We start from the raw sequence: 14,415 nt of genomic DNA, 5'->3' as shown, positions 1-14,415 counted from the left end.
TAATACTCTTCCTTTCAATCAGACAGAATTGCTATTGTGCGCTCCAATACTAAGAACGACAACGTAAATACAATCCTGATTGTTGCATACATAAACCAAGTAGTTCTAGTTCCATCAGTGAAGAGGTGAGTTCTGCAACAGGCTGAGAGTGATGTAAAACAAGTTGGTCAATATCTTGTCCAACCCAATCTAAAGACTGATAAAGGTTAACTAAATGCTGAGGAATTTCTGGGGCGCAAGAAACTATTGCTTCTTCAGTTGAGTTCTGTTGCTGACTTTGCCATTGGGTAGGTAAAGCAAGGTCTTCAATAATCTGCTCAGGATGATCAACTAAAATTGCTCCCTCACGAATGAGTTGATGGCAGCCTTGATGAAACTCACTGTAAATATGGCCAGGAATGGCAAATACGGTTTTACCTTGCTCAGCAGCTTTGTTCGCAGTAATAAGAGACCCACTTTTTAAAGTGGCTTCTACCACTAACACGCCTAGACTCAGACCACTCACAATTCGGTTCCTACGAGGGAAATGCTGTTGTAATGGGGGTGTCCCAGGCAGAAACTCAGTAATGATGGCGCCGTTTTGAGCCAAGATCTGTTCTGCAAGTTTTTTATTTTGAGCAGGATAGGTACTATCTAAACCTGTTCCTGTCACTGCAATAGTACGTTGATGTGCGGCAGCTCCTTGATGAGCAGCTTCGTCAATCCCATATGCCAAGCCACTACTTATATAAAATCCTTTTTCACTTAAGTAATAGGCAAAATCATAAGCAACTTGACGACCATGCGGGCTTGGTTTTCGACTACCGACAATCGCAATTTGTGGTTGCAATAGTGCTTGTGCCTGACCTTTTCCAAAAATGATAGGCGGGTGGTCTGTATAAGGTAGTAATTGAGTGGGGTAGCCTGAGTCATCTGCCGTTAAAATAAAGTCAGTATATTTTTGGATCTGCTCAATCAGTTTTTCAAACTGAGCTTGACCTTGAGCAGTTTGAAATTCATCTACACGTTTTAAATGATTGGCGTGTAACCCAAGATTGCGCCATTGGGATAACCCAGAAGGTTGGACAGCCTTCTCACAGGTACCAAAATAATCAATAATTTTTTTAAAGCTAACTAAAGAGTGCTGCACCAAATACCACACTTTAAGCGTGTGGTAATGGTGTGAAGAAAGTTGAGTAAGCATTGTAAAGTGTATATCCAGCGTTAATCATTAAAGCGAGGCGGCTGAATGCTTGAACCAACTTTAATTGGTAAATCGCTTTCTAATACGTAGGCATAACTCAACTGATCAAAGGTTCTAAAAACCATTAGGTTCCCAATTTGTTGACCAGGTAACTTTATTGATTCCTTGGTTTTAGGATCTCGAATGGTTTCGCCTTGCTGCGTAATATCAAAAACTTGGCCTACTTGAACTCCTTGAGTTGTGCCTCGGTCCAAAGTCACTACACTATTTTTGGCAGCAGTGCCAATTGATCCCATTACACGAATGATTTTGCCGCCATCTGGCACTTGAGTAGCGTCCACTGGATAAAATAAAGTAGGCAATGTGGCATCTTCTTCTGGCATCACCCGATCACCACGACGTACTTCAGAATCGTAGCTGTCAGTTAACTCAAGCGTGGTAATGTCTTTTTCAGAAGAGATAGCAATCCCCGAGGCAACTTGTTGTAGCTCAATACCTAGACTATGCTTTTTGCCTTTATTATCTGTGAAATAATAAGGTTCACCTTCACGATAAACTGCATAACGTTGACCATCAATCAAACCTTGTCCGCGTGCATAAATAGTTTGACCTTTTGCTGCAAGTACTCGTTGATCGGCAGTGCCGACTACATAAGGTGTATGTTCAATTGCGTCAGCTGGCAGAATAGTGCTGTGTTCTAACCACTGTTTAATATGTTCAAGAGCAATAACAGGTACGTTATTGTTAAGTGACTCCACCCGAACTTGAGGTTGTAAATTTGTCATTTGGCCTGTGTAACGGCGAATAATGCCGACACAACCATCTCCCTCATCTTTTCCAACCAATGGACGACCATCTAAACTACATAGCAGTAATCGATCACCTGGATAAATCCAATGCGGATTTTTAACATGCTGATTATTTGCCCAAATTTCAGGCCAGCGCCAAGGTTTACTCAGAAAGTGACCGGAAATATCCCATAGCGTATCTCCTCGTTTTACTACGTAGACATGTGGTGCATTACTTTTAAGAGAGGGTGGATTATGGTTTGGACTAGCAGCATAAACCTCTGCTACCGTACCGAAAGCAACCCCTGTAAAAAGTGCGAAAGCAAGTAAATGCTTTTTTATCCCCAAAGCATGAAATTGAACCATGCCGTCAAAAACCTTTTTCATTATGATAATTCCTAAAAATTATGCGTGCAGATGCGTTATAATAGGCGGCTAACACACAATTTTTTCGATGAAGTATTTCCTTCATTTGGTTTTTCAATCAATGGCATAAGTGAGGACGTCAGTATGGCCTTATTACCTATTTTAAGTTTTCCTGATCCCCGTCTTCGTACCATTGCTAAGCCTGTTGAAGAAGTTACTGATGAAATTCGTCAACTTGCAGCAGATATGCTTGAAACCATGTATGCGGCACCGGGTATTGGTTTAGCAGCTTCTCAGGTCGATCGTCATATTCAGCTTATCGTCATAGATTTGTCTGAATCTAAAGATGACCCTATGGTTTTCATTAACCCCAAAATAACTCCACTGACAGAAGATAAGCAGCAGTACGAAGAAGGCTGCCTATCGGTGCCACAAATATACGACAAAGTTGAGCGCCCGTCACGTGTGAAAATTGAGGCAATTAACCTTGAAGGTCAAGCATTTGAGTTAGAAGCTGATGGACTTCTCGCTGTTTGTATCCAACATGAAATGGATCACTTAAATGGCAAATTATTTGTGGATTATTTGTCGCCACTTAAACGTCAGCGTGCTCGAGAAAAAGTCGAAAAAGTTGTTCGTCAACGTGAGCGTGAAAAAGTTGCAGTAAAACGTTAAAAATTTCTATTCTTGAAACATTAATGTAGTGTGGATGTGATTTTTGGTTTTTCGTAGTGGTTTACTGCTTGCATGTGCAGCAGTATTTTTACAGGTCGCGGTATTTCTACAGCCGCTATTACCGAAGCAGTATCAAATTGCTCCGGTCTGTGAAACTATTACCCTCGCTTTGCTTAAACCTAAAGCACAGATGGAAGCCATGTCACATGCCATGCATTCACATCATGAACATCATGAACATCATATTGAACAGGCTCAAGCCTCTGGGCAACATGATCATCATGATGCAAATCACCAGTGTCAATATTGTACCGTCTATGCCAATCTGGTTTTGCCACCTGAATTTGGTGTAAAAGAAGTTTTAGTCCGCATACAAGTTCGCTTAGTCGCTTATCAACAAGCATTTAGACATGTCTACTTTGCACTACAGCGACTTTTTCTACTCCCGCAAGGGCGTGCACCACCTCTATTTGCATAAATAAAAGCAATTTTTTGTTGGGGTCTTAACTGACTTCGATATCACTTTATTTATGTTTTAGAGCGTATAAAAATGCCACATTCTAAATTTTTACTACAACCTTTATGGGTTGCGATGTTTGCTGTCTCTCATTCGGGGCTAGTTTTTGCTAATCCAGAAAAAAATGATGCCGATACCAAAGCGCTTCACTCATTAGCGCCTATTGTTGTTACAGCACAACAAGGCAACGATGCAAATGGTCTGATTGTACATGCAGATCCGAAACAGCCAATTCAGCCAGTGCCTGCTACAGATGGTGCAGACTATCTACAAAGTATTATGGGTTTTAACTCAATACAAAGTGGGGGAACGAATGGTGATGTGACATTCCGAGGTATGTTTGGTTCACGCATCAAAATTCTAACTGATGGAACTGAAAATTTAGGTGCATGCCCAAACCGTATGGATGCTCCAACTTCCTACATTTCACCAGAAAGCTATGATCGTATTTCTGTAATTAAAGGTCCACAAACGGTTCAATATGCCAATACAGGTTCGGCAGCAACAGTCCTTTTTGAACGTCAGCCTGAGAAACTCACCTCTGAAAAACCTTATCGCGGACAAGCGAGTGTCTTATTAGGTTCATATGGACGTATTGATCATAATGTTGAAGCGGCATTGGGTGATGAGAAAAAATATATTCGTTTAAATGCCAACCGTTCAGAATCGAATAGTTATCAAGATGGTGATGGCAATACCGTGCCCTCAGCATGGAAAAAGTGGAATGCTGATATAGCACTTGGCTTTACTCCGGATGAAAACACGTGGTTCGAACTCACTGGTGGAAAATCTGATGGTGAATCGCTTTATGCTGGACGTTCAATGGACGGATCTCAGTTTGCGCGTGAAAGCTTAGGTCTGCGATTCGAAAAGAAAAATATCACTGATGTCATTAAGAAAATTGAAGGGCAGGTGAACTACAGCTATAACGACCATATTATGGATAACTTTAGTTTGCGTGAATTTAATCCACAAGATGGTATGTCCATGCCAATGGCATCAAATGTTGCACGCCGTACATTGAACGCACGTTTAGCGATGACTAATGAGTGGAGTCAATGGAGCTTTATATCGGGTGTAGATACTCAAAATAATAAACACAGCTCACGCAGTAGTATGAGGAGTAACTACCTCAACCAACCTCGCGTAACGGATATGATCTTTCATTCATACGGAGCTTTTGGTGAACTCGGCTATCAATGGAACGATTTCAACAAACTGGTCACAGGTGTGCGTTTAGATCGAGTCACAGTTGAAGACGAACGCGCCAAATCAAAAGATTTTAATACGAAGCTTGAAAAGACTTTACCGAGCGCATTTGTTCGCTGGGAAAATCAACATCCTGAGCATGAGCTAAAAAGCTATATCGGTTTAGGTTATGTAGAGCGTATGCCTGATTATTGGGAGCTTTTCTCGCCTATACATGGTAATGCTGGCTCAACCAATACTTTTAACGGTGTGAATCCTGAGAAAACATTACAGTTAGATATGGGCTTCCAGCAGCAACATGGAGCTTTAAGTACATGGGCTTCTGCTTACGCAGGTTTAGTAGATGATTACATTTTAATGAGTTATCACCATCACCCAAGTACTGGAATAGATGGACATGGTATGAGCCATGGGATTACTGCGGGTGCTAAAAATGTTGATGCAACCATTGCTGGTGCGGAAGCGGGTATTGGGTACCAATTCACTGACCGTATTCAGGCAGATTTGAGTGCGATGTATGCGTGGGGCAAAAACACCACAGATGACAAACCTCTACCTCAAATTTCACCTTTAGAAGGTCGTTTAAATATTCGCTATGTGGCTGACAAATATAACTTAGGTCTGTTATGGCGAGCTGTTGCTGAGCAAAACCGTGTGAGTCTACATCAAGGTAATATCGTGGGATATGACCTAAAACCAAGTAAAGGTTTCTCAACACTTTCTTTAAACGGAAGTTACAACCTTCGTAAAGATATTGATGTCTCTGTTGGCATTGATAACGTATTAGATAAGACCTATACCGAACACTTAAATAAAGCGGGTAGTGCAGGCTTTGGATTTGCGAGCGAAGAGCAGTTTAACAATATCGGAAGAAATTACTGGGTTCGTATGAGCATGAAGTTTTAATAAGCTTTAGCGAATTAAAGAACTGAAATTATTAATTTAATGAGAGAAATGAAATGACTAATAAATTATCGCCTGAACAGTCTTGGTGGGGATGGAAGTTACTTATTGTGGCTTCTATCTTGAGTGTATTGTTTATGATTATTTTTTACTTGGCCATCAACAATGAGCCTGACTACATGCCAAGTCAAAAAAAGAAGCAGATGGTAGAGTCACACGAGCAAATGAATCACGCTGAAATGCACAGTTCATCAGCTCAATAAGCGCCTTAATATTTGAAAAAGGAAGTCTGGATAACAGGCTTCCATTTTTTGCTTTTTTAGATTCCAGAATTATTGATGCATACTTGCTAAGGTTTTTGCTTTACCTTGATTCTGATAAAGCGTTAAGCCAAGTTTTTGTATATTACGGCCTGATTTAGATAAAAACTTTTCAACTTTTGGTGAAAGCTTTGCGCCATTATAAAGTAGTAAATTACGCACAATTAAATAATAAGCAAACCATGAGGCAGACTGCCGAGGCAATCCGAGTAGTTTCATTCTTTTCTTACCAATAAAAAATTGGGTAAGTTCTAAATGTTGTCGATAAGCAAGCTTCTGCTGTAAAGAGCGTAAATGCAGATATTTTCTGTCAAAAGGTTCTTTCGACAAGCTCAATCCTAATTCAATACTGCTGTGATCGGAGCGAGGGTGAGCAAACTGCATCCAGTAAAGTAACCTCCAACCCTCAGATTCAGATTGAATAAGCCATTTTTCATCAATACCCATCAACCAGCCAACATAACGCCAAAAATGTAGAAAACTCTTGGCTTCTTGTTTGGTCGGCCATACACCTAAAGCCCTAATACCGAGTAAAACTACACTGCTAAAAGCCAAATTAGTCATGGCTAAATCAAATTGATTAAGTGGAATTCCCCAAACTTCACTATCCCAACGATCAGACTTTTTTAATTGTCGGCGAACGAGTGTATGAATAAAGCGAACATAAATCGTTGATGTAAAACCTGCGCTTAGACGCTCAAGTCCTTGAGGTTCAGTAATATCAACCCACCATTTAGTGGTTTCAGCTAAATGAGTACCTGCCTGTTTCTTTAATGCACCCGTTAAAATTAGCGGCTGATTAAATCCTGGATATAAATATCCCGCCATTAAGGATAAATCTCTAAGAATAAAACCATTATTTATTCCTAAACGATGAGTAAATTTAACAGCCTCATCAATTTGACGCTGATCTAACCATTCAGGCTTTTGCTCAATGTAATTAAAGAAATTTTCTAACTCAGTAGGTATACGCTCAGATAGATTATCGCGGCCTTGAAATAATATCTTCTCAAAAATCATGCGGTGATCTTTGGGATTTTGCATAACCCAATCAATCACCTTATCCATTTCAATATCCCCTTCATAAAGAGCATGTTGTAAAGACATATATTCCGTATAGTTTGGTTGTACAGGTTTTTCACAACAGATATTTAAAAACTGAGTAAAAAAATTGCTGTCTTGCATGTCATTAAAAGAAGCAAGTCGAGTCGGGCTAATCATTTGCATATCGTTACTTACTTATTGAACTGAATAATAAATAGGCTAATATGAATAATTATTCGCATTCAATTCGCATTTAACGAATAAAAACGATGAGAAAAGCCCCACAGCAACAGCGTTCAAAAATTATTGTTGACCATATTTTAGAGGCGACACAGCAGTGTATCGCCCAGTATGGATTACTACATACGACGACGCCTAAAATTGCAGAGAAATCTGGAGTAAGTGTTGGGTCGATTTACCAATACTTTGAGAATAAAGATCAAATCATAGAAGAACTATTGCGCCGTAAAAGCGAATTGCTGGGGCTGCAACTTAAAGAATTAGTTGTGCGACAAGGAAATATTCCTTTAGAGCTGCTCATTCCCTTAGCAATAGAGTTGGGATTTAATGCATTAAAAGCTGATCAAGGCTTTTTTATAGAAGTGCTGAAACACTGGCATGACTATAGTCATTCGCAAGCTGCTCAGATTTTAGAAAAGCATTTTTTTGAAGTAGGGCTATATACATTCAGTAGAAATCCTCATCAGTGGGACTTCGAACAGGTAAAGTATAAATCCTTTGTAATTATTAATAGTACGCTTTTTACGATGATGCGTTATGTAAGCCAGAACAATTTTCTTATCTCAGAACAACAACTTAAGCGAGAATTATCGAGCATGATACTGGCTTATTTAAGTCAAAAATAAAAAATTAAAATAATTATTAATATAAAACAATAGTTTAATGTGTGTTGTGGTTTAAAAGTAAACGCTCAAGTCATTAATTTTTAATTTTCGCTTGCAAAGGGAATGAGATGGTCTATAATGCACATCCATCGGCGGTGATGCAGATAGAAACTTGTTGAAAAACAGTTACTTGTGATTAGATTGGTTGCTTTAAGTGATGAATTTGATGGTAAGTTGGTTTTGAGAATAAGTTTTAAAAATATCGAAATTACCTGTTGACTTTTAAGAGATTAAGAGTAATATAGCCGACCTAGCTTGCTGGTGACGAACCAGGAAGAAGATCATTAAGAGAATTGAAGAACAACTTGTGTGGATTTTTACTGATTGATTAATCGAAATAATTTTCATTGATTGATTGGTTTAAATTACTCGAAGTTTATTTGAGCGAAATTTAAGTCAGTAATTGATGAGCCAGAATTGGCACCTTGTCTTTAATAAGGTGCAAAATGATTTTAACTGAAGAGTTTGATCATGGCTCAGATTGAACGCTGGCGGCAGGCTTAACACATGCAAGTCGAGCGGAGAGAGGTAGCTTGCTACTGATCTTAGCGGCGGACGGGTGAGTAATGCTTAGGAATCTGCCTATTAGTGGGGGACAACATTTCGAAAGGAATGCTAATACCGCATACGTCCTACGGGAGAAAGCAGGGGATCTTCGGACCTTGCGCTAATAGATGAGCCTAAGTCGGATTAGCTAGTTGGTGGGGTAAAGGCCTACCAAGGCGACGATCTGTAGCGGGTCTGAGAGGATGATCCGCCACACTGGGACTGAGACACGGCCCAGACTCCTACGGGAGGCAGCAGTGGGGAATATTGGACAATGGGCGCAAGCCTGATCCAGCCATGCCGCGTGTGTGAAGAAGGCCTTATGGTTGTAAAGCACTTTAAGCGAGGAGGAGGCTACTTTAGTTAATACCTAGAGATAGTGGACGTTACTCGCAGAATAAGCACCGGCTAACTCTGTGCCAGCAGCCGCGGTAATACAGAGGGTGCAAGCGTTAATCGGATTTACTGGGCGTAAAGCGCGCGTAGGCGGCTAATTAAGTCAAATGTGAAATCCCCGAGCTTAACTTGGGAATTGCATTCGATACTGGTTAGCTAGAGTGTGGGAGAGGATGGTAGAATTCCAGGTGTAGCGGTGAAATGCGTAGAGATCTGGAGGAATACCGATGGCGAAGGCAGCCATCTGGCCTAACACTGACGCTGAGGTGCGAAAGCATGGGGAGCAAACAGGATTAGATACCCTGGTAGTCCATGCCGTAAACGATGTCTACTAGCCGTTGGGGCCTTTGAGGCTTTAGTGGCGCAGCTAACGCGATAAGTAGACCGCCTGGGGAGTACGGTCGCAAGACTAAAACTCAAATGAATTGACGGGGGCCCGCACAAGCGGTGGAGCATGTGGTTTAATTCGATGCAACGCGAAGAACCTTACCTGGCCTTGACATAGTAAGAACTTTCCAGAGATGGATTGGTGCCTTCGGGAACTTACATACAGGTGCTGCATGGCTGTCGTCAGCTCGTGTCGTGAGATGTTGGGTTAAGTCCCGCAACGAGCGCAACCCTTTTCCTTATTTGCCAGCGAGTAATGTCGGGAACTTTAAGGATACTGCCAGTGACAAACTGGAGGAAGGCGGGGACGACGTCAAGTCATCATGGCCCTTACGGCCAGGGCTACACACGTGCTACAATGGTCGGTACAAAGGGTTGCTACCTAGCGATAGGATGCTAATCTCAAAAAGCCGATCGTAGTCCGGATTGGAGTCTGCAACTCGACTCCATGAAGTCGGAATCGCTAGTAATCGCGGATCAGAATGCCGCGGTGAATACGTTCCCGGGCCTTGTACACACCGCCCGTCACACCATGGGAGTTTGTTGCACCAGAAGTAGCTAGCCTAACTGCAAAGAGGGCGGTTACCACGGTGTGGCCGATGACTGGGGTGAAGTCGTAACAAGGTAGCCGTAGGGGAACCTGCGGCTGGATCACCTCCTTAACGAAAGATTGACGATTGGTAAGAATCCACAACAAGTTGTTCTTCATAGATGTATCTGAGGGTCTGTAGCTCAGTTGGTTAGAGCACACGCTTGATAAGCGTGGGGTCACAAGTTCAAGTCTTGTCAGACCCACCATGACTTTGACTAGTTGAAGTTATAGATAAAAGATACATGACTGATGATGTAAGCTGGGGACTTAGCTTAGTTGGTAGAGCGCCTGCTTTGCACGCAGGAGGTCAGGAGTTCGACTCTCCTAGTCTCCACCAGAACTTAAGAGAAGTTCGGATTACAGAAATTAGTAAATAGAGATTTTAAGATCTTGGTTTATTAACTTCTGTGATTTAAGTATCACGGTATTAAGCATGACCTGACGAAGGCATGTTTATTCATTAACAGATTGGCAAAATTGAGTCTGAAATAAATTGTTCACTCAATAACAAAAAGAGAGGAAGTAATTCTGATCTTGGAGTTGATTGAGAACTAGCAAATTAACTGAATCAAGCGTTTTGGTATATGAATTTAGATTGAAGCTGTACAGTGTTTAAGTACACAGACAACAGATAGTAGCGATGAAGAATCGCACGGACAACACTCACTTGTAGGTGTTGACGACTGTTTGGGGTTGTATAGTCAAGTAATTAAGTGCATGTGGTGGATGCCTTGGCAGTCAGAGGCGATGAAAGACGTGATAGCCTGCGAAAAGCTCCGGGGAGGCGGCAAATATCCTTTGATCCGGAGATTTCTGAATGGGGGAACCCACCTACTTTAAGGTAGGTATTGCAACATGAATACATAGTGTTGCAAGGCGAACGAGGGGAAGTGAAACATCTCAGTACCCTTAGGAAAAGAAATCAATTGAGATTCCCTCAGTAGCGGCGAGCGAACGGGGATCAGCCCATTAAGTTATGTGTGTTTTAGTGGAACGCTCTGGGAAGTGCGAACGTAGAGGGTGATATTCCCGTACACGAAAGGGCACACATAATGATGACGAGTAGGGCGAGGCACGTGAAACCTTGTCTGAATATGGGGGGACCATCCTCCAAGGCTAAATACTCCTGACTGACCGATAGTGAACCAGTACCGTGAGGGAAAGGCGAAAAGAACCCCTGTGAGGGGAGTGAAATAGATCCTGAAACCGCATGCATACAAGCAGTGGGAGCACCTTCGTGGTGTGACTGCGTACCTTTTGTATAATGGGTCAGCGACTTATATTCAGTAGCAAGGTTAACCGTATAGGGGAGCCGTAGGGAAACCGAGTCTTAATAGGGCGTTTAGTTGCTGGGTATAGACCCGAAACCAGGCGATCTATCCATGAGCAGGTTGAAGGTTGGGTAACACTAACTGGAGGACCGAACCCACTGTCGTTGAAAAGCCAGGGGATGACTTGTGGATAGGGGTGAAAGGCTAATCAAGCCTGGTGATAGCTGGTTCTCCCCGAAAGCTATTTAGGTAGCGCCTCGGACGAATACCATAGGGGGTAGAGCACTGTTTCGGCTAGGGGGTCATCCCGACTTACCAAACCGATGCAAACTCCGAATACCTATGAGTACTATCCGGGAGACAGACTGCGGGTGCTAACGTCCGTAGTCAAGAGGAAAACAATCCAGACCGCCAGCTAAGGCCCCAAAATCATAGTTAAGTGGGAAACGATGTGGGAAGGCATAGACAGCTAGGAGGTTGGCTTAGAAGCAGCCACCCTTTAAAGAAAGCGTAATAGCTCACTAGTCGAGTCGGCCTGCGCGGAAGATGTAACGGGGCTAAAACTATGTGCCGAAGCTGCGGATTTGACATTAGTCAAGTGGTAGGGGAGCGTTCTGTAAGCCGATGAAGGTGTATTGAGAAGTATGCTGGAGGTATCAGAAGTGCGAATGCTGACGTGAGTAACGACAAAACGGGTGAAAAACCCGTTCGCCGAAAGACCAAGGGTTCCAGTCCAACGTTAATCGGGGCTGGGTGAGTCGACCCCTAAGGCGAGGCCGAAAGGCGTAGTCGATGGGAAATTGGTTAATATTCCAATACTTCTGTGTAATGCGATGAGAGGACGGAGAAGGTTAAGTCAGCCTGGCGTTGGTTGTCCAGGTGGAAGGATGTAGGTATGTATCTTAGGCAAATCCGGGGTACTCTATACTGAGATCCGATAGCAAGCTGTACTTGTACAGTGAAGTGGCTGATACCATGCTTCCAGGAAAAGTCTCTAAGCTTCAGTTACACAGGAATCGTACCCGAAACCGACACAGGTGGTCAGGTCGAGTAGACCAAGGCGCTTGAGAGAACTCTGCTGAAGGAACTAGGCAAAATGGTACCGTAACTTCGGGAGAAGGTACGCTGTTGTTGGTGATGGAACTTGCTTCCTGAGCTGACGACAGCCGCAGAAACCAGGCCGCTGCAACTGTTTATTAAAAACATAGCACTCTGCAAACACGAAAGTGGACGTATAGGGTGTGATGCCTGCCCGGTGCTGGAAGGTTAATTGATGGGGTTAGCGTAAGCGAAGCTCTTGATCGAAGCCCCAGTAAACGGCGGCCGTAACTATAACGGTCCTAAGGTAGCGAAATTCCTTGTCGGGTAAGTTCCGACCTGCACGAATGGCATAATGATGGCGGCGCTGTCTCCAGCAGAGGCTCAGTGAAATCGAAATCGCTGTGAAGATGCAGTGTACCCGCGGCTAGACGGAAAGACCCCGTGAACCTTTACTGCAGCTTGACACTGAACTTTGACCTTACTTGTGTAGGATAGGTGGGAGGCTTTGAAGTTGGAACGCTAGTTCCAATGGAGCCGTCCTTGAAATACCACCCTGGTAATGTTGAGGTTCTAACTCTGTCCCGTTATCCGGGACGAGGACCGTGTCTGGTGGGTAGTTTGACTGGGGCGGTCTCCTCCTAAAGAGTAACGGAGGAGTACGAAGGTGCGCTCAGCGTGGTCGGAAATCACGCGTAGAGTATAAAGGCAAAAGCGCGCTTAACTGCGAGACCCACAAGTCGAGCAGGTACGAAAGTAGGTCTTAGTGATCCGGTGGTTCTGTATGGAAGGGCCATCGCTCAACGGATAAAAGGTACTCTGGGGATAACAGGCTGATACCGCCCAAGAGTTCATATCGACGGCGGTGTTTGGCACCTCGATGTCGGCTCATCTCATCCTGGGGCTGAAGCAGGTCCCAAGGGTATGGCTGTTCGCCATTTAAAGAGGTACGCGAGCTGGGTTTAGAACGTCGTGAGACAGTTCGGTCCCTATCTACCGTGGGCGCTGGAAATTTGAGAGGATCTGCTCCTAGTACGAGAGGACCAGAGTGGACGAACCTCTGGTGTACCGGTTGTGACGCCAGTCGCATCGCCGGGTAGCTATGTTCGGAAGGGATAACCGCTGAAAGCATCTAAGCGGGAAGCCTACCTCAAGATAAGATTTCCCTAGGAATTTATTCCTCTAAAGAGCCGTTCGAGACTAGGACGTTGATAGGTTGGATGTGGAAGCATAGTGATATGTGAAGCTGACCAATACTAATTGCTCGTGAGGCTTGACTATACAACACCCAAGCAGTTGTATGTGAAGCATCAATCGATTCATAAACATGCAAAGCAACTTGATTTAGTTAAACGCTTAGCTAAAATGAACAAAATCAGATTCAATCAGCCCGTCTGTAAAGATTTGGAAAACGCAACGTATCACACAGTGAATAAAACGAAGCAAGTATCCATAAACAGTTGTGCTGGCGACCATAGCAAGAGTGAACCACCTGATCCCTTCCCGAACTCAGAAGTGAAACCTCTTAGCGCTGATGGTAGTGTGGGGTTACCCATGTGAGAGTAAGTCATCGCCAGCTCATTATTCTAAACACCCCCGTTCCAATGAATGGGGGTGTTTTTTTATTATCAGAAAAATAATTAAAAATCTAAATAAGTACGCTGATCCCATATAGTAATTTAATCTAAAAGGTGAAAAAATAAGCAGAATATGAAGAAATAATATCTTAATTTCTTTTTGTGATTTGAATTTAGGTATTTTATGAGAATAATAGCCTTTTTATTTGCTTGTTTAGCTTTTAATAGTTATCCAGCTGAATATATCGATGAACAATTGGTTTTAAATCTTTTAGAAAAAGAAAAACAATCAGTTCAAAACAAGGAAATAATGAATTTTATGGAGTTGTTGTCAGAAGATTTTTCGGGTGCAAAGAAGGATGGTACTCCTCTTACTAAGGAAGATTATAAAGAAGGAGTAATTATAACTTTTATGAATGCTTCCAAAATCCTCCATAATGCTAAGATCAAGTCACTTTATATATCTGAAAATAAGCAGTCAGCAGAAGTGGTGTTAGAAAGTGAAACTAAGTTTTTGTTAGAAAGAGGAAATTATAAAGAAGTGGTTGCAAGTAATAGCGTAACGAAATCTAAATTAATATTAGAAAATGGTGCATTAAAATATAAAAATTCTAGTTATATCAAATAATTAATTGCAGATACTTTTATGTAGATAAAAAATAAAAATTTATACTTAATTAACTTAATAAGTATAAATT

General features: G+C 42.4%; 8 protein-coding genes, 2 tRNA genes, 3 rRNA genes and 1 pseudogene. 11 read left to right on the top strand and 3 right to left on the bottom strand.

Annotated elements, in window-relative coordinates; all coding sequences use genetic code 11:
• Positions 1 to 49: 49 nt before the first annotated feature.
• Together dprA and SOI76_RS17660 are read right to left on the bottom strand one after the other, a co-directional pair.
• Entirely contained in the window at positions 50 to 1,183 is a 1,134-nt protein-coding gene (dprA, locus tag SOI76_RS17665) for a DNA-processing protein DprA (protein WP_104080471.1), read from the bottom strand.
• Between the two features lie 20 nt (positions 1,184 to 1,203).
• Positions 1,204 to 2,358: a LysM peptidoglycan-binding domain-containing protein gene (locus tag SOI76_RS17660; RefSeq protein ID WP_032055795.1), complete on the bottom strand. Its 1,155-nt coding sequence runs from the start codon at positions 2,356 to 2,358 to the stop codon at positions 1,204 to 1,206.
• A gap of 123 nt (positions 2,359 to 2,481) precedes the next feature.
• On the opposite strand from SOI76_RS17660, the gene def reads away from it, so the two are divergent.
• From def to SOI76_RS17640, 4 genes are all read left to right on the top strand, one after another.
• Entirely contained in the window at positions 2,482 to 3,012 is a 531-nt protein-coding gene (gene def, locus SOI76_RS17655) for a peptide deformylase (protein WP_002114101.1), read from the top strand.
• 43 nt (positions 3,013 to 3,055) lie between these two features.
• On the top strand, positions 3,056 to 3,490 hold the full coding sequence (locus SOI76_RS17650) for a DUF2946 family protein (RefSeq protein WP_104080472.1): 435 nt from the start codon (positions 3,056 to 3,058) through the stop codon (positions 3,488 to 3,490).
• A 72-nt stretch (positions 3,491 to 3,562) separates the two neighbouring features.
• Positions 3,563 to 5,644 carry a TonB-dependent copper receptor gene (gene oprC, locus SOI76_RS17645; RefSeq protein ID WP_104080473.1) on the top strand — a complete coding sequence of 694 codons (2,082 nt, stop codon included), beginning with the start codon at positions 3,563 to 3,565 and terminating at the stop codon, positions 5,642 to 5,644.
• 53 nt (positions 5,645 to 5,697) lie between these two features.
• Complete coding sequence (locus SOI76_RS17640; RefSeq protein WP_104080474.1) at positions 5,698 to 5,904, top strand: hypothetical protein; 207 nt, start codon at positions 5,698 to 5,700, stop codon at positions 5,902 to 5,904.
• A gap of 69 nt (positions 5,905 to 5,973) precedes the next feature.
• On the opposite strand, the gene SOI76_RS17635 is transcribed toward SOI76_RS17640, so the two are convergent.
• The gene (locus SOI76_RS17635; protein ID WP_104080475.1) at positions 5,974 to 7,188 is read right to left on the bottom strand and encodes an oxygenase MpaB family protein; all 1,215 of its coding nucleotides are present in this window, start codon (positions 7,186 to 7,188) and stop codon (positions 5,974 to 5,976) included.
• An 86-nt stretch (positions 7,189 to 7,274) separates the two neighbouring features.
• Between SOI76_RS17635 and SOI76_RS17630 the strand changes: the two are divergent.
• The 7 genes and pseudogenes from SOI76_RS17630 (at position 7,275) to SOI76_RS17600 (ending at position 14,345) form a co-directional block, all read left to right on the top strand.
• Positions 7,275 to 7,845 (top strand): annotated as a pseudogene (locus SOI76_RS17630) (TetR/AcrR family transcriptional regulator).
• 518 nt (positions 7,846 to 8,363) lie between these two features.
• Positions 8,364 to 9,901: ribosomal RNA gene (locus SOI76_RS17625) — 16S ribosomal RNA — on the top strand.
• Between the two features lie 59 nt (positions 9,902 to 9,960).
• Positions 9,961 to 10,037, top strand: a tRNA-Ile gene (locus SOI76_RS17620).
• Positions 10,038 to 10,092: 55 nt separating this feature from the next.
• Positions 10,093 to 10,168, top strand: a tRNA-Ala gene (locus tag SOI76_RS17615).
• 362 nt (positions 10,169 to 10,530) lie between these two features.
• Positions 10,531 to 13,421: ribosomal RNA gene (locus SOI76_RS17610) — 23S ribosomal RNA — on the top strand.
• A gap of 183 nt (positions 13,422 to 13,604) precedes the next feature.
• Positions 13,605 to 13,719, top strand: a 5S ribosomal RNA gene (gene rrf, locus SOI76_RS17605).
• Together the 16S, 23S and 5S rRNA genes with 2 tRNA genes alongside form the textbook arrangement of a ribosomal RNA operon.
• Before the next feature lie 182 nt (positions 13,720 to 13,901).
• Positions 13,902 to 14,345 (top strand): hypothetical protein, encoded by a 444-nt coding sequence (locus SOI76_RS17600; protein WP_104080681.1) that lies wholly within the window; start codon positions 13,902 to 13,904, stop codon positions 14,343 to 14,345.
• The last annotated feature ends 70 nt before the right edge of the window (positions 14,346 to 14,415 follow it).

The sequence above is a fragment of the Acinetobacter pittii genome (assembly GCF_034064985.1).
GTDB classification, from domain to species: domain Bacteria; phylum Pseudomonadota; class Gammaproteobacteria; order Pseudomonadales; family Moraxellaceae; genus Acinetobacter; species Acinetobacter pittii_H.
Note: the sequence above shows the minus strand (reverse complement) of the source record. Positions and strands in the feature narration are given on the sequence as shown.